21 protein-coding genes are annotated in these 23,416 nt (G+C 66.1%); 9 read left to right on the forward strand and 12 right to left on the reverse strand.

Translation table 11 applies throughout. The features are described from left to right. Window positions 1-25 precede the first annotated feature (25 nt). The gene (locus ACFULV_RS20935) at window positions 26-652 is read right to left on the reverse strand and encodes a TetR/AcrR family transcriptional regulator (RefSeq protein ID WP_378659000.1); all 627 of its coding nucleotides are present in this window, start codon (window positions 650-652) and stop codon (window positions 26-28) included. 346 nt (window positions 653-998) lie between these two features. Here ACFULV_RS20935 and ACFULV_RS20940 point away from each other — a divergent pair, with 346 nt between their 5' ends. The 7 genes from ACFULV_RS20940 to ACFULV_RS20970 all read left to right on the forward strand — a co-directional run bounded on the left by ACFULV_RS20940 (window position 999) and on the right by ACFULV_RS20970 (window position 10,601). Then, window positions 999-2,333 carry a flavin-containing monooxygenase gene (locus ACFULV_RS20940; RefSeq protein WP_378659003.1) on the forward strand — a complete coding sequence of 445 codons (1,335 nt, stop codon included), beginning with the start codon at window positions 999-1,001 and terminating at the stop codon, window positions 2,331-2,333. Between the two features lie 126 nt (window positions 2,334-2,459). Further along, on the forward strand, window positions 2,460-3,872 hold the full coding sequence (locus ACFULV_RS20945) for an amidase (protein WP_378659006.1): 1,413 nt from the start codon (window positions 2,460-2,462) through the stop codon (window positions 3,870-3,872). 292 nt (window positions 3,873-4,164) lie between these two features. After that, complete coding sequence (locus ACFULV_RS20950) at window positions 4,165-4,830, forward strand: TetR/AcrR family transcriptional regulator (protein WP_378659008.1); 666 nt, start codon at window positions 4,165-4,167, stop codon at window positions 4,828-4,830. Between the two features lie 978 nt (window positions 4,831-5,808). Next, window positions 5,809-6,855 carry a ferritin-like protein gene (locus ACFULV_RS20955; protein ID WP_378659010.1) on the forward strand — a complete coding sequence of 349 codons (1,047 nt, stop codon included), beginning with the start codon at window positions 5,809-5,811 and terminating at the stop codon, window positions 6,853-6,855. Between the two features lie 106 nt (window positions 6,856-6,961). After that, window positions 6,962-7,702, forward strand: a complete 741-nt coding sequence (locus tag ACFULV_RS20960) for an SDR family oxidoreductase (protein ID WP_378659013.1) — start codon at window positions 6,962-6,964, stop codon at window positions 7,700-7,702. Between the two features lie 65 nt (window positions 7,703-7,767). Then, window positions 7,768-9,501, forward strand: coding sequence for an L-aspartate oxidase (locus ACFULV_RS20965; protein WP_378659016.1), 1,734 nt, complete (start codon window positions 7,768-7,770; stop codon window positions 9,499-9,501). A 176-nt stretch (window positions 9,502-9,677) separates the two neighbouring features. Continuing rightward, on the forward strand, window positions 9,678-10,601 hold the full coding sequence (locus ACFULV_RS20970; RefSeq protein WP_378659019.1) for an RNA polymerase sigma-70 factor: 924 nt from the start codon (window positions 9,678-9,680) through the stop codon (window positions 10,599-10,601). Between the two features lie 794 nt (window positions 10,602-11,395). On the opposite strand, the gene ACFULV_RS20975 is transcribed toward ACFULV_RS20970, so the two are convergent. The 6 genes from ACFULV_RS20975 to ACFULV_RS21000 form a co-directional block, all read right to left on the reverse strand. Further along, window positions 11,396-12,685, reverse strand: a complete 1,290-nt coding sequence (locus ACFULV_RS20975) for a cytochrome P450 (protein ID WP_378659021.1) — start codon at window positions 12,683-12,685, stop codon at window positions 11,396-11,398. A gap of 118 nt (window positions 12,686-12,803) precedes the next feature. Further along, window positions 12,804-12,989: a hypothetical protein gene (locus ACFULV_RS20980; RefSeq protein ID WP_378659024.1), complete on the reverse strand. Its 186-nt coding sequence runs from the start codon at window positions 12,987-12,989 to the stop codon at window positions 12,804-12,806. Window positions 12,990-13,071: 82 nt separating this feature from the next. After that, on the reverse strand, window positions 13,072-13,782 hold the full coding sequence (locus ACFULV_RS20985; RefSeq protein ID WP_378659027.1) for an acetoacetate decarboxylase family protein: 711 nt from the start codon (window positions 13,780-13,782) through the stop codon (window positions 13,072-13,074). A 70-nt stretch (window positions 13,783-13,852) separates the two neighbouring features. Beyond that, window positions 13,853-14,653 (reverse strand): SDR family NAD(P)-dependent oxidoreductase, encoded by an 801-nt coding sequence (locus ACFULV_RS20990; RefSeq protein WP_378659030.1) that lies wholly within the window; start codon window positions 14,651-14,653, stop codon window positions 13,853-13,855. Between the two features lie 17 nt (window positions 14,654-14,670). Continuing rightward, window positions 14,671-15,915 (reverse strand): NADH:flavin oxidoreductase/NADH oxidase family protein, encoded by a 1,245-nt coding sequence (locus ACFULV_RS20995; RefSeq protein ID WP_378659032.1) that lies wholly within the window; start codon window positions 15,913-15,915, stop codon window positions 14,671-14,673. Window positions 15,916-15,949: 34 nt separating this feature from the next. After that, a complete protein-coding gene (locus tag ACFULV_RS21000; protein ID WP_378659034.1) occupies window positions 15,950-17,368 on the reverse strand; it encodes a flavin-containing monooxygenase in 1,419 nt (472 codons plus the stop codon). Between the two features lie 109 nt (window positions 17,369-17,477). Here ACFULV_RS21000 and ACFULV_RS21005 point away from each other — a divergent pair, with 109 nt between their 5' ends. Next, the gene (locus tag ACFULV_RS21005; RefSeq protein ID WP_378659036.1) at window positions 17,478-18,116 is read left to right on the forward strand and encodes a TetR/AcrR family transcriptional regulator; all 639 of its coding nucleotides are present in this window, start codon (window positions 17,478-17,480) and stop codon (window positions 18,114-18,116) included. Further along, window positions 18,113-18,541, forward strand: coding sequence for a nitroreductase family deazaflavin-dependent oxidoreductase (locus tag ACFULV_RS21010; protein WP_378659039.1), 429 nt, complete (start codon window positions 18,113-18,115; stop codon window positions 18,539-18,541). Before ACFULV_RS21005 ends, ACFULV_RS21010 begins: the two co-directional genes overlap by 4 nt. A gap of 370 nt (window positions 18,542-18,911) precedes the next feature. Here the strand turns inward: ACFULV_RS21010 and ACFULV_RS21015 are convergent, their stop codons facing one another. From ACFULV_RS21015 to ACFULV_RS21035, 5 genes are read right to left on the reverse strand one after another with little or no spacing between them, the layout of a single operon-like run. Further along, window positions 18,912-19,850 carry a PDR/VanB family oxidoreductase gene (locus tag ACFULV_RS21015; RefSeq protein WP_378659042.1) on the reverse strand — a complete coding sequence of 313 codons (939 nt, stop codon included), beginning with the start codon at window positions 19,848-19,850 and terminating at the stop codon, window positions 18,912-18,914. Window positions 19,851-19,862: 12 nt separating this feature from the next. Beyond that, entirely contained in the window at window positions 19,863-21,155 is a 1,293-nt protein-coding gene (locus ACFULV_RS21020; RefSeq protein WP_378659044.1) for a Rieske 2Fe-2S domain-containing protein, read from the reverse strand. A 40-nt stretch (window positions 21,156-21,195) separates the two neighbouring features. Beyond that, window positions 21,196-22,083 carry a TIGR03621 family F420-dependent LLM class oxidoreductase gene (locus ACFULV_RS21025; protein WP_378629457.1) on the reverse strand — a complete coding sequence of 296 codons (888 nt, stop codon included), beginning with the start codon at window positions 22,081-22,083 and terminating at the stop codon, window positions 21,196-21,198. 16 nt (window positions 22,084-22,099) lie between these two features. Beyond that, on the reverse strand, window positions 22,100-22,525 hold the full coding sequence (locus ACFULV_RS21030) for a MarR family winged helix-turn-helix transcriptional regulator (RefSeq protein ID WP_378659046.1): 426 nt from the start codon (window positions 22,523-22,525) through the stop codon (window positions 22,100-22,102). 29 nt (window positions 22,526-22,554) lie between these two features. Further along, window positions 22,555-23,046 (reverse strand): nuclear transport factor 2 family protein, encoded by a 492-nt coding sequence (locus ACFULV_RS21035; RefSeq protein WP_378629454.1) that lies wholly within the window; start codon window positions 23,044-23,046, stop codon window positions 22,555-22,557. Window positions 23,047-23,416 lie beyond the last annotated feature (370 nt).

Consider the following 23,416-nt stretch of genomic DNA (forward strand, 5'->3'; position numbering starts at 1 on the left):
CAGCGCGTTCGTGCGCTGGCACAGGTCACGCTATTTCAGGGCGCTTTCCCGAAAGAGTCGGGACTGCGGCTAATCCGGTGAGCAGCGTCGCGAACGTCCGCAGCACCGCGTGGGCCTGATCGGTGTCGTGGTCGGCGAGCCAGTTGAGGATGAGGCCGTCGATCATCGTGGTGAACGTGCGTGCCAACACCGGCGCCGGGAGTGTCCATTCGAAGTCCAGCTCCGTGGCGAGTTCGGTCAGGTAGGTACCGGTCGCCTCGTAGTACTGGTCGTACTGCCACCGGGCGAGATCGCGGAGCTTGGGGTCGCGCAGCACGGTGGTGGTCAGCTCGTAGAGCACGAGCTGCCGTTCTGGTGCATCCATCGCGGTTCGCAGGAGGTTCTCGAAGATGTGTGCAAGTGAGCGTTCGAGGTCTTCGCCCGGGGTGAACGCGGTGGTGGAGGCGGTCACCATTTTCTCGACGACGGTTCGGGTCAGATCCCGCAGTAGTTCTTCTTTGGAGCGGAAGCAGTAGTGGAACACGCTCTGGGCGACGCCGGCTTCGGTGCAGATGGCACGGGTACTGGCGGCGGCGACACCGTCGCGGGCCATCACACGGAACGCGGCGGCGACTAGGTCCTCTCGCCGCTGGTCGGCAGGGATGTGGGGCAAGGTTTCTCCGATTCGCCGGTCTGGCTGCCGCTGGGGCCCAACGTGTCGAGCTGCTGGCCATAAGCCCTGCCGATCATAGTACGAGCGACCAGGTCGATAGACCAGGTCATATGCCAGATATTGACCAATTCACTCGACCAGGTCGATTGACAGAGTCGATCGACAGGCATACCGTCGTGTTCTGCCCAGTGGTGCAGCTCACTCGACGGCGGTGCAACCGGTGGGCTTCGGAAAGTGACCTGCTGTCGCCAACCAGCCGCGACAGGTCTTCGGTAGTGACCGGGTCACCGCACGGGGCGGTGACCGCGAAGAGATGAGTATTCGATGACGAGAGAAGAGCGTGACCATGAGTGAATCCCCAACCAGACCCGATCGTGTCTGCATCGTCGGCGCCGGTCCGTCCGGTCTCGTCGCGGCGCGTCAACTTCGCGATGCTGGGGTCGCCTTCGATGTGTTCGAGAAGCACTCAGATGTCGGTGGTATCTGGGACCCGGCGAACACCGGAACCCCGATCTATAACAGTGCGCATTTCATCAGCTCGAAGTACACCAGCGGCTTCTATGGGCACCCGATGCCCGAGCACTACCCGGACTACCCCTCGTGGCGGCAGATCCTGACCTACATTCAGAAGTTCGCCGCCGACGAAAACCTCTATCAGCACATCACTTTCAACACCGCGATCGAGAACGCGGTGAAAGACGACGACGGCAACTGGGTGGTGACCGCCGGTGGCGTCGCGCGCACCTACCGCGCCCTGATCGTCGCACCCGGGGTGACCTGGCACGCGACCTCGCCGACGTTCCCCGGTCAGGACGGTTTCACCGGCGAGATCCGGCACTCCTCGACCTACAACCATGCTTCGGAGTTCACCGGCAAGCGGGTGGTCGTAGTCGGAGCAGGCAATTCCGGTGTCGACATCGCCGCCGACGCCGCGGCCAACGCCGAGGCCGCCTTCTTGAGCGTGCGGCGCGGCTACCGATTCCTTCCCAAACACATCTTCGGCGTCCCGCTCGACGTCTTCATCAGCACCGGCGGCCAACTGCCCGCCGGTGTCACCCTCCCGAACGATCCCAACGAGTTGATCGACGCGCTCGTCGGCGATCTGACGAAATACGGTCTTCCGGCACCCGACCACAACGCGCTGGCCTCGCACCCGATCGTCAACGACCAGATCATTCACTACCTCGCGCACGGCGACATCACCGCTAAACCGAACATCGCCCAGTTCGACAGGGACGAGGTGGTGTTCACCGACGGCACCCGCGAACAGGTCGATCTGGTCCTGTTCGCCACCGGCTACGAGTACCGGATCCCGTTCCTCGACGAAGAGCTCTTCGAATGGCACCAAGGCCACCCGAGGCTGTACCTGAACATCTTCAATCGCAATGTCGACAACCTCTATGTCCTCGGGTTCATCGAGTTCGCCGACGCCGCCTACCACCGCTTCGAGGAGATGGCCCAGCTCATCGCCCTCGACATCTCACTCGAAGGGGACCGCAAAGAACAGTTCCGTGAGCTCAAGCGCACCCACTTCCCGGACCTGCGAGGCGGCATGAACTACATCGACAGCCCCCGTCACGCGAACTACGTCGAAACCTACACCTACCAAGAAGCGCTGGCCAAGGTCCGCGATCAGTTCGGCGTCGAGCCGGTGTCGGAGCGGTACACCTCCCGGTCCTGATGTTTCGGCACCTGCAGTGCCACTCCCTAGCCAGAAGAGATCGCCATGACAAATCCCGACAGCACCCCAGACACCCGCGCAGGTGAACCAGCTGGCCGTGCCGACAATCCCGATCCGAGGACATCGTTGACCGACGACGCACGTATCCACGCCTTTCGCGACGACGCCCTCGGCGACCTCGATGCCACCGGTATCGCCGAGCTGATCGCCTCCCGACAGGTGTCAGCCCGCGAGGCCGTGCAGGCGTCGATCGAACGGGCCGAGTCGGTACGGGAATCCCTGAACGCCATCGCCTACCAGGACTTCGAGCATGCGCTGGACCGAGCAGACAGCCCGTGCCCAGGCGCCTTCTCGGGCGTGCCCGCGATCATCAAGGACAATGTCGACGTCGCCGGCCTGCCGACCAATCACGGTAGCGCGGCCTTCGCTGCCAGGCCTGCGCGCGGTGACAGTGCGGTGGCCAGGCAGTTCCTGTCCACCGGCGTCGTCTCACTCGGCAAGAGCCGACTACCTGAGTTCGGGCTCAACGCCTCGACCGAGTACCCGGCCGCCGATCCGGTGCGCAACCCGTGGAACCCTGCGTACTCATCCGGTGCGTCCTCTGGCGGCTCTGCGGCGCTCGTCGCGGCCGGAGTGCTCCCCATCGCGCATGCCAACGACGGCGGCGGCTCGATCCGTATCCCCGCAGCTGCGTGCGGACTCGTCGGACTCAAGCCGAGCCGGGGCCGCACGGCCGCGGACCGGGCGGACAACATAATGCCCATCCGGATCGTCGGACAGGGCGTGGTGACGCGGTCGGTTCGCGATACCGCGCGCTACTACGCGGCGGCCGAAACCTACTACCGGAACCAGAAACTCCGGCCCATTCGGCTCGTCGAGGGCCCGAACCGAACCCGGCTGCGCGTCGGCGTGATCGTCGACCCCTTCACGGGAGGTTCGACCGACAAGGAGACCCGGGCCTCCGTACACGCGACTGCCGAACTGCTGGCCAGGCTCGGGCATCGCGTCGAGAACGCCGCCGCGCCTGTTGGCCCGTCGTTCGGGGAAGATTTCGGGATCTACTGGGGAATGCTGGCGTTCGCGATCCTGGGTGGCGGAAAGAGGCTTCTCGGACCCGACTTCGACAAGGCCGAAACCGACAGTCTCACTCGCGGATTGGCCGCGTTGTACCGCAAGAACATCACCAAGACGCCCCAAGTTCTATACCGGCTCCGCCGCACCCATCAGCAATATGCGCAAATGTTCCAGCAGTACGACGTCGTGCTGTCGCCTACTCTCGCGCACACCACACCCGAGCTCGGGTTTCTCTCGCCCGCACAGGATTTCGACGAGCTGTTCGCCAGGCTGATCAGCTACGCCGGGTTTACCCCACTGAACAACGCTTCAGGCGGCCCCGCCATCTCGCTGCCGCTGCACCAGACCTCCGCGGGACTGCCGCTGGCGTCACACTTCTCGGCCGACCACGGCGACGAGCGCACCTTGCTCGAGCTCGCTTTCGAGCTAGAGCAGGCCCGTCCGTGGCGGCGGATCCAGGATTGAGTCCCTGCGGGATGATCGCCGGGTGGTTGGGTGGGGGTATCCCTACATTGTGCGGGCAGGGCCGAGGTAGCCGGTGCGGCATGGGCGCTGAACGCGGAGCCCTCGCCGACTTACCGGCGCGGCCGTTGGTCGATGTGGAAAGCAGCCGCTCGGTCAGCAGGACCCGGCCCAGGTACGCCACGAACCGGACGTCGCCTACCTTGCCGGAGCTCGGCTTCCACGGCCGCACCCTTAGCCGGTTTCCGCCAAGCGGAAGTAGACCTCTAGCCAGGAACCCGAGGAGACGAGCGATGTGAGTCACCCCATACCCGAGCGCGGGTTACGCGCCGATGCTCTCCGCAACCGGCAACGCCTGATCCAAGCCGCGCACGAAATGTTCGCCGAGCGGGGCCTGGACGTGAGCCTCGACGACATCGCCAGTCACGCCGGTGTCGGCATCGCCACGATGTATCGCCGGTTCAGAGACAAATACGAGCTGATCGACGCGGTATTCGAACAGCACTTCACCGACATGGCCGACGCGGCCGAGGCGGCCGCGGCCGCCACAGATCCCTGGCCCGCACTCGTGGCGTACTTCGAGTTCGCATGTGAACGGATGGCCGGCAGTCGCGGCATGACCGCGGCACTGGAACGCAGCGGCTACCATTGCAATCAGGTGGGGATGCAGAGCGTGCGGATCGAAGCCGCCGTGGAGAAACTTGCCCAGCGAGCCAAGGGCGACGGTTCCCTACGTGCCGACGTCGCCCCCGCCGACTTCTTCGGTCTCATCTTCACCGTCGGCGCGCTGGCCGACATCACCCGAACAGTCGCCCCCACTGCTTGGCGCCGCCACCTCGCACTGATCCTGGACGGCTTGAACAACGACCACCGACCCAGACGCCCACTACCGCTGCCGCTACCGGCGACACACGACACTGACATACGCACCGCCGAACAGACACCGCGCATCAACCGATGACCACCCCGCCGCCGTCCTGTCGCCGAGGCGTTGTACCCATGGCGAGGCACATCCAAGATGGGAACGGCGACGACCTGCGATTTGCGCGCGGTCAGTTGCGGATCGAAGCCGACTGCAACTGTAGGTTGGCCCAGCGGGACCATGAGATGCCGAGCTGTTGGCAGGAGCCAGGGATTCGAATCCTGGTATCTCGTCCGTCGACCCCGTCGGTGGAGACTTGAGCTGGCCCCCCGGTTACCCCGCGCTTTCGTCCGGTTACCCCGCGCTTTCGTCGCCGAGATTGTGCCTGGTGCTACCGATGGATGACCGCCCGCGGATCTGAGCGACATTGGCCGCGGCCTCGTGTTCCCCTGATCAGGCCCCTTTTTGTCTCGTTGCCCATCTCAGTCGTAGCGGACAGGGACGCTGCGGTGTCGTCAGTGGAATTTGACGTTCTGACTACTGGTCATTGGGGTTATATGCCCGGCGTGCGGTCCCTCGACTCGGCCCCAGAGTGGAAGCCGCACTGCCCGGTCCTGGCCGAAGTGTTTGCAACGCGGAGTGTAATCCCTTGTCGCTGAACTTGATTCGCTGGATCTGTCGCCGGGTCGATCTGGGCACATCTGTCGCGTATCGGAGGAGATCGTTGGCGTGGACGCTGAACTTCGATCCTCGCCAGCCCGATGAGCTCATGACGCTCTATGTGGGGGTCAGGGGTTCGAGTCCCCTTAGCTCCACAGAAATTACAGGTCCGGCCCGGTCTAAGACCGGGCCTGACCTGTTTCATTGTGTCTGGCCCCGCGATTACCCGCGTTTTGGTTGGGTCGTGTTTCAGCGGCTTGCTCTCGCCGCCGGACCCGAAAACGATCGCCGTGTTCTAGCCCCGTGAGCTCGGCCCGGTGTTGCGACGGCGAGTCGCAAGTTCTTGTCACAGATCTCCCGGACGCATTGTCCTAGTTGTCGACACCACATGAACACCTGTCGAGACGAGGTTCGATTATGGACATCAGCCCGGGTCACGCCATCGAGACAATGGACGATCTGCGTCGCCATCTGCAGTGGGCGATCGAGCTCGAGCACGCGACCATACCGCCGTACATGTGCGCCCTGTATTCGCTGGAGCAAGGCGCCAATGCCGAAGCGGCACAGGTCATCAGCAGCGTATTCGTCGAGGAGATGCTGCACTTGGCGCTGGCGGCGAATCTACTCAACGCGGTAGGTGGCGAGCCCAAGCTCGACGCGCCTGAATTGCTGCCCGCGTATCCGCATCCGCTGCCGCACGGCGATCGATCCGTACGGATACAGCTCGCGCCGTTCGGTTCCGAAGCCCTCGAATTGTTCTTGAACATCGAACGGCCCGCCTCGGCGGACGCGCTGCCCGAATCCGACGGCTATCACACGATCGGGCAGTTCTACGCGGCCGTCGAACTCGGTCTCGTCACGCTGGTCGACACCCTCGGCGAGGACGTCGTGTTCAGCGGCGACCCAAGCAGGCAGCTCAACGAGATGCACTTCAACAGCGGTGGCGGACAGGTCGTTCCGGTGCACGATCTGAAGTCGGCGCTGGCGGCGCTGGCCGAGATCGTCGAGCAGGGCGAAGGCGCGGCGCGGACCGAGGTGTGGGACGGCGAGAAGGACGTCTTCCATCCCGATCGCGACGAGGTCGCCCACTACTATCGCTTCCTCGAACTGAAGGAAGGTAGGCGGTTCCAGCTCGGTGACACCCCGCAGTCCGGGCCCACTGGTGAACCGATCCTGTTCGACCCCGACAAAGTGCTGCCGATGCGCCCCAACCCCCGCACCGCCGACTATCCGGAAGACAGCGCGGTCCGCCGCGCGCAGGTGGAATTCAACAACACCTACTGCCTGCTGCTGTACCTGCTGGAGGACACCTTCAACGGCAGCCCGTCGCAGATGCGGGACGCGGTGGGGACGATGTACGCGTTGAAGTCCCAGGCCCAAGCGCTCATGAAGATGCCCAGCGGTGACGGCCGCACCACCGCGGGGCCGACCTTCGAGTACGTCGCGCCGCAGGATCGAGCGTAGTCGAACGGCCTCGGCACCAGCACTGTCACAGAATCACCGCCTGCCCTGTCCTTGGTACAGCGGAGTTTCGCTAACCCCGCGCAACGTCCGAACGAAAGGAATGAGCATGAAGATCGTCGTCATCGGCGGCACCGGCCTGATCGGCTCCAAGCTCGTCGCACGACTCGGTGAGCACGGCCACCAGGCGGTTCCGGCCGCACCCAATACCGGCGTGAACTCCATCACCGGTGAGGGAGTCAAAGAAGTACTGCAGGACGCGAACGTGGTGATCGACGTTTCCAATTCGCCGTCGTTCGCCGACAACGACGTGATGGAGTTCTTCCGGACCTCCACGACGAACCTGCTCGAGGCCGCTGCCGCGGCCGGTGTCGGGTGTTACGTCGCGCTGTCGGTGGTGGGTTCGGAACGGTTGCCGGATTCCGGGTATCTGCGGGCGAAGGTGGCGCAGGAGGAGCTGATCGCGGGATCGGGTCTGCCGTACTCGATCGTGCGCGCCACGCAATTCTTCGAATTCGCCGGTGGTATAGCGGATTCCGCGACCGTTGACGGTCAGGTGCGGCTTCCGGGTTCCAGTATGCAGCCGATGGCCGCGGACGATGTGGCTGCCGCTGTCGGACGTACGGCGGCGGGCGAGCCGAAGAACGGGACCATCGAGGTCGGCGGCCCGGAGGTCATCGCCCTCGACGAATGGATCCGCACCGTGCTGAGCGCGCGGTCGGATGCGCGCACGGTGGTCACCGATCCCGAGGCCCGGTATTTCGGGGCGGTGCCGCAGCGCGAGCTGCTGCCCGGCAGCGATGCGCAACTGGCGCAGACGCGGCTGTCGGAGTGGCTGACCAGCAACTGAACTGTTCGCGCGGGCGGCGATTGGCCCGCCCGCGCGAACTACCCCCTTCGGAAGGGAACGAAGCGATGCTCACATCCGACGAACGTCAGATCGCGACGTCGGTGCTCGTCGTCGGCACCGGCGGTTCCGGCCTCCGTGCGGCGATCGAACTGGCCGAGCGCGGCATCGACGTCCTGGTGGTGGGAAAGCGGCCGAAGGCGGACGCGCACACCACTCTCGCCGCCGGCGGCATCAATGCCGCACTGTCGACCATCGACGTCGAAGACAGCTGGCAGCAGCACGCGGCGGACACGATCACCGAAAGCTACCTGCTGGCGCGCCCCGATACCGCCCAGGTGGTCGCCGAGAACGCCGCGCGCGGAATCGAGGATCTCGAGCGTTGGGGGATGCCGTTCGCTCGCGAATCCGACGGCCGGATCTCGCTGCGGTTCTTCGGCGCGCACACCTACCGGCGCACCGCGTTCGCCGGTGATTACACCGGCCTCGAGATCCAGCGGACCCTGGTGAACCGGGCCGCGCAGCTCGGCATCCAGATCATCGATACCTGCTACGTGACCCGAATCCTGGTGCGGGACAACGTGGTTTTCGGCGCCTACGGTTTCGATCTCGACAGTGGCGAGCGCTACGTGTTCCGAGCCGACGCGGTAATCCTCGCCGCCGGTGGGCACACCCGCATTTGGCGGCGCACCTCCTCCCGACGTGACGAGAACACCGGTGATTCGTTCCGGCTCGCCGTACTCGCGGGCGGCCGGATTCGGGACCCGGAGCTCGTGCAGTTCCACCCGTCCGGGCTCATCGAACCCGAGAACGCGGCCGGGACACTGGTATCGGAAGCCGCACGGGGAGAAGGCGGCATTCTCCGCAACGCCGCGGGCGAGCGTTTCATGCGGCGCTACGACGCGGAACGCATGGAGCTCTCGACCCGCGACCGGGTCGCGCTGGCCGCCTATACCGAGATCAAGGAGGGTCGAGGAACCTCGAACGGTGCTGTCTGGCTGGATGTTTCGCACCTGCCTCGCGAAACGATCATGCGGCGACTGCCGCGCGTCTACCAGACGATGCTGGAGCTGCAAATGCTCGACATCACTCGCGATCCGATCGAAATCGCGCCGACGGCACACTATTCCATGGGCGGAGTGTGGGTTCGCTCCGAAGATCACGGTACCGGCGTCGAGGGCCTCTATGCGATCGGCGAGGCATCGAGCGGCCTGCACGGCGCCAACCGGCTCGGCGGCAACTCGCTGATCGAACTGCTCGTCTACGGCCGGATCGTCGGCGAGGCGGCAGCGCGGTACTCGGCCGAGCTGGTCGCACAGCGTCGGTCCCACAGTGCGCTCGTCGAGGCCCGCGCCGAGATCGATGAGCTGCTGGCGGTCGACGGGCAGGAGAACGTACGGGCCCTGCAACGCGCCGTGCGCGACACCATGACCGAGCACGCCGGCGTGGTGCGCGACGAGACCGGGATTCGGGCAGGCTTGGCCGAACTCGACGAGGTCGAGGCCCGCATGACGAATATCGGCGTGCACCCCGACGCCGCCGGGTTCCAGGATCTGGCGCACGCCTTCGATCTGAAGTCCTCGGTGCTCGCCGCACGCGCCACCTTGGAAGCCGCGCTGGAGCGACGCGAAACCCGTGGCTGCCACAATCGGTCCGACTACCCCAACCTGGATCCGGCGCTGCGGGTGAATCTCGTATGGTCGGGTCCCGGCAAGCTCGAACGCGAGGAGATCCCCGCGATCCCCGACGGAATCGCCCGGCTCATGCGAGATGTATCGACGGAAGGCAAATTGGTCGAATGACGGCGTCGTGTGGGCGCACAAGCCGCCCGCTGTCCGGTGCCGCTCGCTCAGAGGGGTTGCCGCGTGCCACGCCACCCGCGTACGGCCGGCGCGAGTAACGTCGTGGGAGATGGTGGCCGAATCGAGGCGGGGGACATGAATCACGCGATTGCCGGTGGCGTCGGAACGACCGCGCGATGAGTGGACCCGCGGGCACCGACCTGGGCAAAGCAGTCGACGACTTCTCCGCGCAGAAGGGACGGCTGTTCGGCATCGCCTACCGAATGCTCGGCACCGTTGCCGACGCCGAGGACATCGTCCAGGACGTCTGGGTGAAGTGGCAGTCCTACGCCGACCGCGATTCCGTGCGTGATGTGGAGGCCTTCCTCGTCACCATGACCACCCGGCAGGCGATCAATGCCACGCAGACCGCGCGGGTCCGTCGGGAAACCTACATCGGCCCGTGGCTGCCCGAGCCCGTGGACACCAGTGCTGATCCCTCGCTCGGCGCGGAGCGTGCCGCGGCATTGGAGACCGCGGTCCTGGTCGTCCTGGAGAAGATGACGCCGACCGAGCGGGCGGCGTTCGTCCTGCGGGAAGCTTTCGACTACCCCTACGGCCGGATCGCCGAAGTCCTCGACATCAAGGAACCGGCCGCCCGGAAGCTGGTGAGCCGGGCACGCCAGGCCATCGAGTCCGACCGGCAGGTATCAGTCGACACCGTGCATCAGCGGCGTCTGCTGGCTGCCTTCCTGAATGCCGCGCGCGCCGGTGAATTCGATGAACTGGAGGCGCTTTTCGCGAGCGATGTCGCCAGCTACTCCGACGGCGGCGGCGTGGTGCGCAATGCCTCGCGCATTCCGGTATTCGGACGGATGCGTGTGGCGAAGTACGTGGCCGCGTTCGCCTCACACTTCTGGACCGGGGTCGCCATCGACTGGGTCGACGCCAATGGTCGCGCGTCGGTGGTGATCAGCCGCGACGGAGCCCCCATCGCCTGGCTCGGCGTCGGTGCGGCCGACGACGAGAGCATCGACCGGCTCTATTGGGTGTTCAACCCCGCCAAGCTCGGTCATATCGCCCAGGTCGTCGCTGTTCCGGGGGACTCCGCCGCGCCATGAAACATCATCGGCCCAGGGTCAGCGCCTGTGGCAACCACGAATGTCTGGCCGACGCCGGTGGTGCTGTCGCGGTGTACATCAGCTCGGCGAACTTCACCAACCTCGGGCCGCGCAAGGGATCGGCACCCCGGCTGGCTCTGACCGATCTGGGGGCGTGTCGCAAGGTCATCAACACTTATGACCGGATCCGTAGACGGTGGGCGATGGGGCGGAGAGTGGTGGAAAGACGTTCCATCCGAGGTGCCTGCGTACTTGATCGGTATCACCGGACCGCCGGCGCGCCGTTGGGTGTGAGGAGCGATCAACCTGGACTCGTAGAGGGCACGCGGTGGACACGTGTTGACCGCGCCTGGACGGATACCTCGGCGGTGGCGGACGCTCGCCGTGAACCCTCGGGCCTGACCCTGCGAACGGCGTCCGATCCGCCGAGGCCCGGGATGTCACCGATCATCGTGGCGTCGCACATCGACAACGATCGTCTGCGCCGGACAGCGCGGCTGTGCTGACGGCAGTCTGCCGATCTCGAGCAGCAATCTCGGCCGTCCCGGTGGAGACTTGAGCTGGCCCCTATTACCCCGCACTTTCGTCGCCGAGATGGTGTCTGGTGCTGCCGATGGATGACCGCCCGCGGATCTGAGCGACATTGGCGACGCCTCGTGTTCCCCTGATCAGGCCCCCTTTCGGCGTCGGCGTGGGGTCGCTCGACGCGGCATGGCCTGCTTGCTCGTTGGGTGCCGACCTACGCCGGAGATTGGCTCGGTTGTAGCCAGGTTTCGTTCAGACCGTTTGACCGGTCAGAGAGCAGGCTCTGCGTGGCCGTCGGGCCGAGTCGCAGGTGCGATCGAAGAGAAGGTGAGGGGCAGCCGTGCCGGGCCGCGCAGGGTGACATGCTCGCGGTAGGCGATCTGGTCGCAGGCCAGACGGGGGTCGCGTACGCGGCGCGCGAAACGGGTCAGGGCGACGGTGGCTTCCAGACGGGCAAGTGGAGCGCCGAGGCAGAAATGTTGGCCGAGACCGAATGCCAGGTGTCGGTCGCCGCGGGCGGGATCGTATCTGTCCGGATCTGTGAAAACGTCTGGATCCCGGTTGGCGGCGGCGATGAGCATGACGATCAGATCACCGGCCGCGATGTCGATGTTCGGGAGGGTGATGGCGTCGCGGGCGATGCGCGGAACCAGCTGCACCGGTGGGTCATAGCGCAGACTCTCCTCGATCACGGCTCCGGTGAACGCCGGGGCGGTGCCCAGATCGGCGAGTTGATGGCGCTGTCCTGGGCGTAGTAGGGCGAGCGCGGTGTTGGCGATGAGGTTGACCGTGGTTTCGTGGCCGGCGATGAGCAGCAGGGCACAGGTGCTGAGGAGCTCGTCGTGGGTAAGGGTGTCGGTGGATTCCTCGGCGGCGATGAGTGCCGATAGCAGGTCATTGCTGGGCCGGGTGCGTCGGTGGCGCACGAGTTGTTCGAAATACTCGTGTAATTCATTGTTCGCACGGACCAATGTCGTGGCTTCGGTGCGCCCGGCGGTGGTGGCCGAGACCGGGTCCAAGGCTCGCGCCAGCAGCGTGGACCAGCGCCGCAGCTGTGGTTCGTCGCGCAGCGGAACGCCGAGCAGTTCGCAGATCACCGTGATGGGGAGCGGGTAGGCGAGGTCCTGGACGAGATCGAGTTCACCGCGCTCGGCGGCGCGATCGAGAGCGGCGTCGGTGATGGCGGTGATGCGTGGTTCGAGACCGCGCACGACGGTGGGGGTGAAGGCCTTGGCTACCAGCCGCCGCAGGCGCGTGTGGTCGGGCGGATCGCGGAACAGCATGGAGGCGGTGCCGCTGAGCTCGCTGGACAAAGTTCCGGCGAGGTCGTGAACCGGCGTGGGGCCCATGGGAATCGAGGCGTGATGTCTCTCCACTGAGGCCGCTCGGTCACGCAGCACCGCCGCGCAGTCGCGGTAAGACGACAGCACCACCACGGGCGCGTTCCCGAGCCGGATCGGTCCCTGCTCACGGATCTGGGCGTAGAGGGGATAGGGGTCGGCACGCTGCGCGGGATCCAGCAAGCTGGCGAAGATTCCCGGATTGGGTGTGGTGGTCATGGTTCCGCCGATGGGTCAACCGTGCCCGATGGCGCGGTCGGTGAAGGTGGGCGAGGTGCCGGGGTTCTCGAGCGCCCCGGTCAGCTCGCTGGAGGGAAAGAACTGCAGGAAACGTGAATCACGCTGCCATCGAGGGGCAGATCCTCTCCGGTGGCAGGTCGACGAAGGTGGCGGGCTGGTACCAGGGCCGTTGGAAGGGGTGCAGGTCGGCCATGGCTTCCAGCTCGGCACGCTGGGCCAGCAGCTTCGCGTTCGGGAAAGCCGCCGCCACAGGTTGATGCGGGCTGATATCCGGCTGCGGCACTGTGGTGGGCGATCGGCTCGGTGCTCAGGCGTGCGGCGATGCTCATGCGAGTCTCCTCGGTGGCGGGCCGGTTATCCGGTTGTCACAGGACCCGGGGACGCAGGTGAGTCATAGTGAACAGCGGAGTCAGTGGCCGCAAGGGAATCGGCGGCACCCACGCGCCGAGCAGGTCCACTCGGTGCAGCCGGGCTTCGATCACCCGGCCGATGCCCATCTGGTCGATCGGATCACGTTCGGAGCCCTGTAGTTCCAGGGCGAAGTCCTCGATCCGCCGGACCTCGATGACGCTTTCACGCGGAGTGAAGGCCACCAGCCAGGACGGGAACAGGCCGGTGATCCCGACGATATTGCGGTGCGGGCGCGCCAGGATCGGCGGCGGATCGGAGATGACCTCGCCGAGGCGTCCGCCCATGCTGAGCAGTGTGTGCCCGCGTCGAGTGGCCTCGGCGTGAATCTCGGTGTCGGTGAGTGTCCAGTCGATCTCGCCGAGTTTCTTCGGGTAGCCGAGCAGTTCGCGGCCGATGATGAGAGCAACATCATCGTCGAGGATCATCCACGGACAATGAATTCCGGTGCCCTGCCACGTCTTTATGTGGACGAACAGTCCGGCCTCGTGGTAGCCCGGCGATTCGAAGTTGTTGTCCGGAAACCAGGCGGTGAAGAAGTCGGCGCGGGCCGGTTCGGCCAGTTGCACCCCGGCGGGCAGCCACTGCTTCATACGGTCGGGGTCGATTTCTACCGTGGCACTGAAGTAGTGGGCATCCCGGTAGAGGCTCTGTCGCGGGTCGGCCATAGTTCGTAGGCGGTCCAGGTCTGCGCCGAGGGAACGGCCCACGGAACGAATAGCGGGTTCCCAGCCCATCTCATTTCACCTTTCGATACACGGTGCGCAGTATCGGGCCGACCAGCCCGCGCGGTGTGTACTGTCCGCCGAGGGTCTGCACCTTGGCGAAGACGCCGGGGATCACGCGGCGGCGACCGGCGGCCATGCCCGCGATCGCTTGCGCCGCAGCTTGATCCGCGCTCACCCACAGCGGGCCGGGAACCATGCGGTCCAGGTTCGGCGCCTGGGCGACCTCGGCGTATTCGGTGCGGACCGGCCCCGGGGCGAGCAGCGTGCACTGCACACCGGTCCCGGCGAGTTCACCGTGCAGCGATTCGGCCAGGGTATTGGCGAAGGCCTTCGACGCGGCGTAGGTGGCATTGTGCGGCCCGGGCTGATTGCCCGCGGTGGAACCGGTGATCAGGATCGCGCCCGCACCGCGCTCGACCATGCCGGGCAGCACCGCCAGCGTGAGATCGTGCACCGCGACGCAATTCAGCTCGACCTGTTGCCGTTCCCGGGCCGGGTGTGCGGTCGCCAGCTCACCATAGGTCGCAAAACCTGCGTTGTTGCACAGCACGGCGATATCGCGCCCGGCGAGTTCGCCGCACAGTGTCGCGCGCTCATCGCGTTGCGCCAGATCGACGGCGCGGATCTCGGTCTCGACGCCGAAGTCCGCGGCCAGCCGAGCGGCCAGTACACGCAGGCGATCCTCGCGACGGGCGACAAGTATCAATGAATACCCTTGCTGGGCAAGGGCTTCGGCAAGTGCGTAGCCGATGCCGGAGGAGGCTCCGGTAATGACGGCCCGTGAATCGCGGGTGGGGGTGGGAAGGCTCATCGGTGGCTCCTCAGCGCTCAGAACTGGGTGAGCGCGCGGGCGCTCACGGTGGTACCGGCGGTGATCAGGGTGCGAACCGCACCCCGCCCGCTGACCTGGGTCTCGCCCGCCGCTATGCGCCGGAAATTGCCTGCGTGCCAAGCAAGTTGGAGATAGGAGTTGATCGGATCGGCACCGGGCATCGGAATACGTGGTGCGGTGGGCAGTGTTTCGGGTTCCCGGGCACCGGCGAGGAGGTCGGCCGCGATACCGGGCCGTACGGCGAACGGGCGGCCCAGCCCGATGACATCGACCGCACCCTGGCTCAGCACATCGTTGATGAAGTCCAGGGTGCGGATGCCACCGGTGAGCATGAGCGGCATGGCCGAACGTGCACGCAACTGCTCGGCGTAGCGCAGGAAGTACGCCTCGCGTTCGCGGGTGCTGTCGGCCACCACCCCCGTCATGGCTGGGGCCTCGTAATTGCCGCCGGAAATCTCCAGCAGGTCGATTCCGGCCTGCTCCAAGGCGAGGGCGACATCGAGCGACTCGTCTTCTTCCAGCCCCTTGGACTGGAAGTCGGCGGAGTTGAGCTTCACCGAGAGAACCGCCGTGGGGCCGATGGCCTTGCGCACATCCGCCACCACCTCGAGCAACAGGCGTCGGCGGTTCGCCGGGTTGCCGCCGTACACATCGCCGCGCTGGTTGGCGACCGGGGAAAGGAACTGCGACAGCAGATACCCGTGTGCGGCATGCACCTGCACACCGGCAAAGCCCGCTGCCACTGCGAGTTCCGCGGTGCGCGCGTAGCGGCGGCGCAGATCGTCGATTTCGTCGAGCGTCAATTCGCGCGGCTTACGCAGATTGAATCCCACCGCCTGCGGGCGCAGCGCCGAGGGGCCGACCGGACGGCGATGCAGCGGGCCGACCGCGACCCGGCCCGGGTGATTGATCTGCATGAGCATCACCGCGCCCTCGCTCGAACCGGCGCGCGCCCAGTTGCTGACGGCCTCGAGATGCCGCTCATCCTCCAGGGTCACATTGCGCGGCTCCACGTAGGCGCGCTGGTCGACCATGACATTGCCGGTGACGAGCAGACCCGCGCCACCACGACCCCAGGCGCGGTAGAGCCGGGTCAGGGTCTGGCTGGGTGCGCCGTCGATCGCGGCGAGCTGTTCGCTCATCGCGGCCTTGGCGATGCGATTGGGCAGGGTGACCCCACATGGCAGGGTCAGCGGACTGCCGACTGTGGTGATGCGCGGGGTGCGGTTCTTGGGAGGCATGTGCGGGGCTCCTGGTGTCGTGGAAGGGTTCGAGTCAGGCGATTTGGCGCGCGACGGCGAGGATCGGGCGCAGCACGGTCCCGGCCAGCGCGCGCGTAGCGGACGAGCGCTCAGGTGCTTTCGATGAGTCTTGCTGCGGTGCGGGTGCGGTGGGCACGAAGGGCGCTGGCTCAGCGGCACCGGGCAGTAGGGTGCGCAGGGTAGACAACTGGGTCAAGGTGCGCACCAGCCATCGGCCGCGCAGTACGTCCCAGCGCAATTCCGGGCCGCCTGCCAGGATTTCGCCCGAGGTCTTGGAGATGTGGGCGTAGAGATCACCGACCGGTGTGCGCAGGCGCTGTTGTAGCAGCGAGGTCTCGGCAAGCAATCGGGCGCTGTTGGTCAACAACATGCCCGCACCCGAGCGAGGCGCGACCAGTCCGGCGAAGTAGAGGTTGGCCACCCCTGGCGCGAAGGTGTGCGAGATCAGTCGCGGCTGACCCTTTTCCCAGTTCAACAGGCCCTCGCGCAGGAACGGGAAGGTGGTCTTGAAGCCGGTAGCCCACACGATGGTGTCGTATTCCCCGCTGGTTCCATCGGTGAAATGCGCTGTGCGCCCATCGAATCGTTCGATCTCGGGACGAACGGCGATGCGACCGTGCTTGAGGAAGTACGGCAGTTGCTGGTTGACCACCAGGTCCTGATCGAAGATGCGATGTGTGGGCTTGGACAGTCCGAAACTCCGATAGCTACCCATCCCGACAGTGACGATCGACCGGAAAACTGCCTCCTGCAACAGTTTCGGCACCGGAACCGAACCCACATCGAACTTGCTGCTCGGAATGCCCAGCACATACTTGGGGATGAACCAGTAGCTGCGGCGCAGCGAGATCTCCGAGTTCCCGAAGGTCACCGCGGCTTCCACGGCTAGGTCGCATCCGGAGTTGCCGGCCCCGACCACCAGCACGCTCGGACCGTCCAGGTCGGCCGGGCGCTTGTAGTTCTTGGAGTGGATCTGCGTGCCGGTGAATTCGCCTGGATACGAGGGGATGTCGACGTCCCAGTAGTGCCCGTTGGCGACCACGACTCCGGCGTACTCTCGAACCTCCCCGCTCGCGAATTCGACCCGCCAGCCCGCCAGGCCCGCCTCGTCGAGCGGCGCGACATCGTCCACGAAGGCACCGAATTCGATCCGGCGGTCCAGCCCGAATTCCGCGGCGAACGCGCGTAGGTAGTCACGCATCTGCGCGGCGCTCGGGAAATCCGGGTAGCTGCTGGGCATCGGATAGTCCGCGTACTGGGTGACGTCCTTGGAACTGATCAGGTACGTCGAGTCGTACACCCCGTGCGACCAGTTGCCTCCGATCGATTCGGTGGCTTCCACATGGTCGTAATCCAAGCCCAGATCCGCGTATGCCTTGGCCACCGCCAATCCGGTGTATCCGGCCCCGATGATGCAGTAACGACGCGCCATTGCGGCCTCCCATCAATGCTACAGTCTGTGTAGCTACAGTGAGTGTAGTATTTGCCTGGACGCGGGCGAATGTCAAGCCCGTCCGAGCAAAAAGGGAGGTGGAAGGCGAATGACCGAACAACGAGGCCGCGGGTACGCACCGCGAATGGCCCCCGAACAGCGACGCGAACAGCTCCTGGACGCGGTCCTACGCGTCATCGTCGAGCAGGGCGTGCACAAGGTGTCCATCGATACCGTGGCCAAGGAAGCGGGCGTCAGCCGCCCGGTCATCTACGGATTGTTCACCGACTCCGAACAGCTGCTGCGCGCCTCACTGGACCGAGAAGAGACCGCGGCCATGACCCAGATGGCAACAGCGGTGCCCTCGGCCGCCGCGGGCGATCCGATCCAGGCCATGTCGGACAGCGTTGAGCACTTCCTCACCGCGGTACTGGCCGCACCCGACCGCTGGCGAGCCATCTTCTTGATCGCCGACGCCAGCACCCCCGCCTTCCGCCGCCGGCTCGAAAGCGGCAGGCAAGCCTTCATCGCGGCTCTGGTGACTTTTGTCAGAGCGGCCGCACCGCCCGAGCGGCTGCCCGGGATCGATGTCGAACTCACCGCCCGTACCCTCTACGCCCTGTTCTGGGAAGCTGGACGCCTTGTCCTGGCCGACCCCGAAGCCTTTCCCCCGCAGCGGATTCGCGAATTCGCCAGCACCCTCATTCCCGCCCTGCCGGCATTCCACAACCCGAAGGCACCCCAGTGAGCGACATATACCACGCAGTCCTGCGAGCCCATAAGTGGATCTACGAGACCACCGATGGTCTGGTGGGCCACCGCCTCCTGTTCGGCAATCCGACCCTGCTGCTACGCACCGTTGGTCGCCGCACTGCCCTGCCCCGTACCAGCGCCCTCACCTATGGTCGCGACGGAGATGCCTATCTCGTAGTCGCCTCCAATGGCGGCGCACCCAAACCCCCGGCCTGGCTGGCCAACCTGAAAGCCAACCCCGACAACGAAATCCAGATCGGCCGCCGCCGCCTGCGCGTCACCGCCCGTCCCACCCTGCCCGGCGACCCCGACTACGACCGCCGTTGGAAGGTCGTCGACGCGGTCAACAAGGGCAGATACACCGAATACCAAAAGAAGACCACCCGCCCGCTGCCGATCGTAGAACTCCGCGCCCGCTGACCCCACCCGGCATGCCGAGACCCGCGAATGCACACGCCTGCAGCCGTTCCCGTGCAACCTGTGGCACTGCCACCAGGTGATCGCACCGCTGGAAGGCGAATTGGCCGATCGATCGGCGCGTCGTTAACGGTCAGCGCATTTGGCATCTAGCTGTCTTCCATCACGGACTGCCGGTACGGATAGGTTCCTGTTGTCATCTTCGATGTCGACTGAACGTGTATCTCCGTGACATGTGCCCCGGCTGACGCTCGGTGACCATTCATTGACCGGTAGGGGCCGGTGTACTCGCTGGTGCCCGGTTCGAAGTGCCCTCGGGAACCGTTTGCCGCCACTCATTTTCGAGCTTCGTGCCGGGCGCGGCAGACCGTTCTCAGAGGTCCACTTCGAGGACGGGGGAGTGGGATCGAGACGAGCACGTGGTGAACAAACCCCCGGCGCGTTCGGCGTCGGTGAGGACGTCGTCGCGATGGTCGGGTTCGCCGGCGAGTACCCGGACCACACATTCCCCGCAGATGCCCTGCTGGCACGAGAAGGGCGCGTCGACACCGTGGTCCAAGAGGACATCGAGCACGCTCTGGTCGTCGGCGACACCGTATTCGGCGCCGGTGGAGGCCACGCGGACGACGAATCCGGCCGGGGCAGGCCCGGTCGGTGCGGTGCGGTCGGTGCCGAATCGTTCGGTGTGCAGGGCTTGGCGCGGCCAGCCGAGCGCCTCGGCCTTGCCCAGGACGTAGTCCATGAACCCGTCCGGCCCGCAGACGTAGACCGCCGTTTCCGGCCGCGGATCGCCCAGATCGCGGGCCACATCGAGCCCGATGTGCTGGTCGTCGAAGTGGAAGCTGACGCGGGGGTTGGCCGTCAGCTCGTCCAGGAAGGCGGCGTGCGAGCGGCTCCGGGCGCTGTAGTGCAGCGTGTACTCGGCGCCCGCCCGGTCGAGCTCGGTCAGCATGGCGAGCAAGGGCGTGATTCCGATCCCGCCTGCGATCAGTACATGACGGTGCGCCGTGACCAGCGGGAAGTGGTTGCGCGGGGCGGAGATCCGCACCCGATCGCCCACGGTGAGCGCGTGCATCGCCTGGGATCCGCCGCGCGAGTTCGTCACGTTCAGCACGGCCAGCCGATACCGGCCCGGCCCGGGCGTTCCGCACAGCGAGTACTGGCGGACCGTCCCGGAACCGAGCCGGATGTCGATATGGGACCCGGCGGTGTAGGGCGGGAATTCGGTGCCGTCGACCGGGGCGAGGTCGAGCACCACGATGTCGGCGGTCGCGAGGGTGCGGGCACGGACTTCCGCGTCGATCCAGGTCATGGTCTGCCCCGGTCAGCCACCGGCTACCGGCAGCGCCGTCGCGGTCTCGTCCGCCGTGGCCCCGGCGAGGGTGAACAGACCGGCCTGGGTACGCCGCACCGGTTCCTCGTCCAGACTCACCCCCTGCGGATCGCGGCCCGCTTCCACGTCGTCGATCATCGTCCGCAGCAACCGGCGCAGCAGCACCACGCCCCGATCCGTCGTGGCCAGGGTCTCCTCGGAATGCAGCGCGACCGGACCCTGCGAAGTCATCACCTCGCCGTCACCGGGGAAGCGCTGACGTTCCTGGTCGGTCAGCTCCCACGCGTTCTTGCCGTCCTGGGTGATGCCGAACAGGAACCGTTGCACGCGTGCGGGATCGCTCGCCCGGATGGAGAAGAACGCGCGATGGCGGGTGTCGTCGATCGGGACAGCCCAGATCACCATGTCGGCTTTGGTATCCGGGGTGAGCTCGACCCAGTCCGGCAGCACCGTGGCATTGGGCAGGTGTAGCTCGGCTCCCCAGACCCGCTCGGTCCGCTCCCCGTCGCGCTCCTTGTCCAGGAACCGGACGCCGTACTTCGCCCCGAAGTCGGTGCGGTCGTAGCTGACCCGGCCCGGCAGGGTGTAGGGATCGAAGAAGTCCTCGGGGAAGCCGGTGGTGCCGGTGCCGAGGAACTGGTAGCCGCTGTGCTGGGAGTGCAGCCAGTTGATGTGGACCGGGTCGATCGTGTTCTCGTAGATCAGCAGCCAGTGGAAATCCTGCTCGGCGCCGGTCACCGACAGTCCGGGGAACGGCCATTCGGCGAAGTACTGCTCATCCTCGGCGAGGTCCTCGAGCACGTCGTAGCGCGGCAGCACGGGCTTGCGGTCGGGCGGGCCCATGTAGACGAACACCAGCCCGTAGCATTCCTCCACCGGGTACCACGGCTGGCGCGCGGCATCGCGGCGCTTGCCACGATCGGGCTCGCAGGCCTGCTCGAGGCATCGCCCCTGCACGTCGAACTTCCAGCCGTGATAGCCACAGCGCAGCCCGTCGTCCTCGATCCGGCCGAAGAACAGACTGGCGCCGCGGTGCGCGCAACGCTCGAAAACCACTCCCGCGCGGCCGCTTCCGTCCCGGAAGACGACCAGGTCCTCGCCGAGGACGCGGGTGCGATGCGGTGCCTCGGCGGTGAGGGTGGCCGAGGTGGCGATCGGGTGCCAGTACCGCCGCAGTGCCTCGCCCATCGGGGTGCCGGGGCCGACCTCGGTCAGCCGGGCGTCGTAGGACGGGGCCTTGCGGCCGTACCCGGTGCCGGTGTCCACCGTGGATCGTTCGGTCATGTCGGTCTCCTCCGCGTGCGAAAGACGGTGTGCTGCCCGGTTATCGGAGCGCCTGGATGATCGGGGCGAAGGCCTCCATCTCGGGTTCGAGCACGGTGTAGTAGGTCAGGCCGAGGGTCTTGCGCCGTTCGCGCAGGGTGTCGGCGTTCTCCTCTGGGGTGCCGAACAGCAGCGACGGCAGTTCGGCGAGCTCGTCGGGCGTGAGGTCGAGCCGGTTCTGCCAGACATCGGTCACGCCGTCGGTCGCGCCCTTGGGCAGCACCTTGTGGATGGGAATGTTGAACTCCACCTGGTCGATCCGGTCGCCGAGCAGTCCACGTACGTAGTCGATCCGGTCGGTGACCTCGGTGATTCCACCCAGCTTCAGCCCGTCGCCATCGCGCACCTCGGTGGTGCCGGTGAAGGCGATGATGTCGGCGTGGGCGGCCGCCAGCCGCAGGACCCGTGCGCCGCGACCGGCGATCAGGATCGGCGGGCCGCCGGGCTGTTCGAACCGGGCGTACTGGTCGAGCTCGGACTTCGGCTTGCGGAATTCCGCGACCGTGCGCTCCAGCTGGGAAACCCGTTCGCCCGCAGTGGGAAACGGGATTCCGGCCGCATCGAACTGCGCGCGGTCGTAGCCGGCGCCGAGCCCGAGTTCCACCCGGCCGCCGGAGTAGCGGTCGACGGTGGCGAGGTCGCGGGCCAGCACCGTCGGGTGGTAGAAGGCCGTGTTGAACACGAGCGTGCCGATCCGGATGCGCTCGGTCGCCTCGGCGGCCAGCAGCAGGGTCGGGATCGGTGCCGGCATGCCGAGGTGGTCCGACACCGAGATGACGTCGTAGCCCAGTTCCTCGGCCCTACGTACCTTGGCGATCCATTCCGCCCTGGTGGACGGGGTGAACAGGCAGAGGCCGAAGCGGAACGGCCGGTCGTACAGGGAAGTCATGACGCTCCTCGCGAGCTCATTCGGTGGCGATGTTGTCGGCGATCTTGGCCAGCACCGCGTTCGCGGCGAGGAATTCCTCCTCGGTGATGCCACGCAGCGATTCGTCGGCGTGGGCGTTCACCAGAGCTTCGGCGCGCTCGTGCGCCGCCTCGCCCGCGGCGGTGAGCCGCAGCGTCGCGCCGGAAACCTCGACCCAGCCGCGGCCGACGAAGTCGTCGACGATCGGCTGATAGGTCCGCGCGCCGTCGGCGACCAGGAACGGCGCGAACGCCGCGTCGAGTTCGGCGACGCTGCCCAGACCGATCTGCAGGGCGTGCAGGATCTGCCAGTCCCGGCGGGTGAGCTTCTGCTCGTGCAGCAGCGTGCCGGTGGCGGCGTCGAACTGCTGGTGCAGGTGCAGCAGCCAGTACCCGATGCGCTTGGTCGTGTTCTTCTGGAGCATGACGAGCCTCTCTGTGGTCGAAGGGCTGGCTACTGCTGCCAGCCGCGCGAGTACGGGATGACCCAGTACAGGTCGAGGGCGATTCGCGCGAACCGCCACCGGCCACCCTCGCGGACGTACTCGTCGGTGAACTTGCCTGCCACGAACGAGCTTTCGGTGTCGAAGACGACCTTCTCCTCGAAGAACGACACTCCGGTGGCTCGATCGCCGAGGATCTCCACGTCGTGCCCGTGCAGGAACTGCTTGACCAGCACCTGCCCCGCCGGGCTGTTGTCTTCGATGAGCTGTGGCAGCCCGGCGAAGTACGCCTGGATGGCAGCTCGCCCCTCGGCCTGGCCCAGATGGCGGTAGTCGAGATAGGCGTCGGCACTGAACAGTTCGCCGACCTGGTCCCACCTGCCCTCGTTGATGTAGCGGGGTAGGTCGTGGCGCAAGGTGTTCAGCGCGCGGACGGCCTCGAGCGTCTCGAGTCGTTCGGTGAGCTGCTCGACCTGCCCGACCAGGTCCAGGACTTCTGACATCGCTGTGACACCTCTCATTCCGTACACGTACCGGAGCGGACTCCAGGAAACCGCGGCCACCGTGTTTCTCCGGCCGGGCTGGAATCACCTTTGCACGCGATATTCAGAGGTCACAAGATCGCGTGGGAAACCCTGCGGTTCGACCGTAGGTTTCGACTGTCACGCCCACAGGGGTTCGAATCGCCTGGACGGTCGCGTAAGTGTTGCCGGAACATCGGTGACAGTTCGATCATGGCGCCGGAAATCGACGGGTTGAATTGTTTCCCAAGTCGCCGGAACATATTGTCACCGATGTCTCCGAACAATTTGTCGAACCATTGCGAGGGACGTCCTCTGTACGCAAGATCGGGCCGGACTCGGCAACGAGTCC

Source organism: Nocardia sp. NPDC057272 (assembly GCF_042668615.1).
Classification (GTDB): Bacteria; Actinomycetota; Actinomycetes; order Mycobacteriales; family Mycobacteriaceae; genus Nocardia.

Bases quoted from the DNA above. Each gene is read 5' to 3' on its own strand.
- ACFULV_RS20940 (WP_378659003.1), top strand. From the start codon at position 999: ATGAGTGAATCCCCAACCAGACCCGATCGTGTCTGCATCGTCGGCGCC.
- ACFULV_RS20955 (WP_378659010.1), top strand. From the start codon at position 5,809: ATGGACATCAGCCCGGGTCACGCCATCGAGACAATGGACGATCTGCGT.
- ACFULV_RS20960 (WP_378659013.1), top strand. From the start codon at position 6,962: ATGAAGATCGTCGTCATCGGCGGCACCGGCCTGATCGGCTCCAAGCTC.
- ACFULV_RS20965 (WP_378659016.1), top strand. From the start codon at position 7,768: ATGCTCACATCCGACGAACGTCAGATCGCGACGTCGGTGCTCGTCGTC.
- ACFULV_RS20970 (WP_378659019.1), top strand. From the start codon at position 9,678: ATGAGTGGACCCGCGGGCACCGACCTGGGCAAAGCAGTCGACGACTTC.
- ACFULV_RS20975 (WP_378659021.1), bottom strand. From the start codon at position 12,685: ATGACCACCACACCCAATCCGGGAATCTTCGCCAGCTTGCTGGATCCC.
- ACFULV_RS20985 (WP_378659027.1), bottom strand. From the start codon at position 13,782: ATGGCCGACCCGCGACAGAGCCTCTACCGGGATGCCCACTACTTCAGT.
- ACFULV_RS20990 (WP_378659030.1), bottom strand. From the start codon at position 14,653: ATGAGCCTTCCCACCCCCACCCGCGATTCACGGGCCGTCATTACCGGA.
- ACFULV_RS20995 (WP_378659032.1), bottom strand. From the start codon at position 15,915: ATGCCTCCCAAGAACCGCACCCCGCGCATCACCACAGTCGGCAGTCCG.
- ACFULV_RS21000 (WP_378659034.1), bottom strand. From the start codon at position 17,368: ATGGCGCGTCGTTACTGCATCATCGGGGCCGGATACACCGGATTGGCG.
- ACFULV_RS21005 (WP_378659036.1), top strand. From the start codon at position 17,478: ATGACCGAACAACGAGGCCGCGGGTACGCACCGCGAATGGCCCCCGAA.
- ACFULV_RS21015 (WP_378659042.1), bottom strand. From the start codon at position 19,850: ATGACCTGGATCGACGCGGAAGTCCGTGCCCGCACCCTCGCGACCGCC.
- ACFULV_RS21020 (WP_378659044.1), bottom strand. From the start codon at position 21,155: ATGACCGAACGATCCACGGTGGACACCGGCACCGGGTACGGCCGCAAG.
- ACFULV_RS21025 (WP_378629457.1), bottom strand. From the start codon at position 22,083: ATGACTTCCCTGTACGACCGGCCGTTCCGCTTCGGCCTCTGCCTGTTC.
- ACFULV_RS21030 (WP_378659046.1), bottom strand. From the start codon at position 22,525: ATGCTCCAGAAGAACACGACCAAGCGCATCGGGTACTGGCTGCTGCAC.
- ACFULV_RS21035 (WP_378629454.1), bottom strand. From the start codon at position 23,046: ATGTCAGAAGTCCTGGACCTGGTCGGGCAGGTCGAGCAGCTCACCGAA.